Raw genomic sequence first — 661 nt, forward strand, 5'->3', positions numbered from 1 at the left:
CGAACTCGCCATTCACCATTTATGTATTTTACAAAGATATGTTTGGCATATAGGCAATTATGCTGATAGTGATGTTGATGCATTAACCTTAAATTTTTGGCAACTTCGGTTAGTAAACTATGCTTTTGTTGGCGATCAAGATTTAGTGAAGCAATATGCAATGGCTGATAATCAGTTAGTGCTTTAGTGACCAATATCGCCTTTGTGCCACGTTGTCCAAAGAAGATCGTTTTAAGTGTCGGAATGTTTTTTTTGGTCAACCGCTTGATATTGCGGTATTCCTTACAAAAAGTAGCCTGACCTTTAATAGGATGAAATAGCGTCTTACTGACATGATTTTCCTGGCGCTTGATGAAGACATCGACTGCGTCTGTTTCAAGTTGAATGGGCTGCCTAATAACACCGCTCCATCCGCCTCGGCGAATGTTTGGCTCTTCGAACCAATTGGTATAAAGATGCATAGTGAGTCAAAGCTAAGATTGTTACTTTCGGAGGATGATTCGTGGGTAAAAATCAATTTATATACCGCCAAATTGTCAGTGTAATTAATTTGACTGTGAGAATATTGCATAACTAAGTGATTATTCAAGCTATTTGTAATAATTTTGTCATATTTGTTTGTATTATTTGGGATCATGCAATTATTTAGGCAGTTTTTTGC

Annotated in this window: 1 protein-coding gene; it reads right to left on the reverse strand. The window is 36.9% G+C overall.

Features of this window, described 5'->3' with window-relative positions:
• Positions 1 to 461, reverse strand: a 461-nt coding sequence (locus tag A9E74_RS14170) for a lipopolysaccharide kinase InaA family protein (protein WP_218104339.1), incomplete at its 3' end; no start/stop codon positions are given.
• Between the last annotated feature and the right edge of the window lie 200 nt (positions 462 to 661).

It is taken from the genome of Methylophaga muralis (genome assembly GCF_001720165.1).
Taxonomy (GTDB): Bacteria; Pseudomonadota; Gammaproteobacteria; order Nitrosococcales; family Methylophagaceae; genus Methylophaga; species Methylophaga muralis.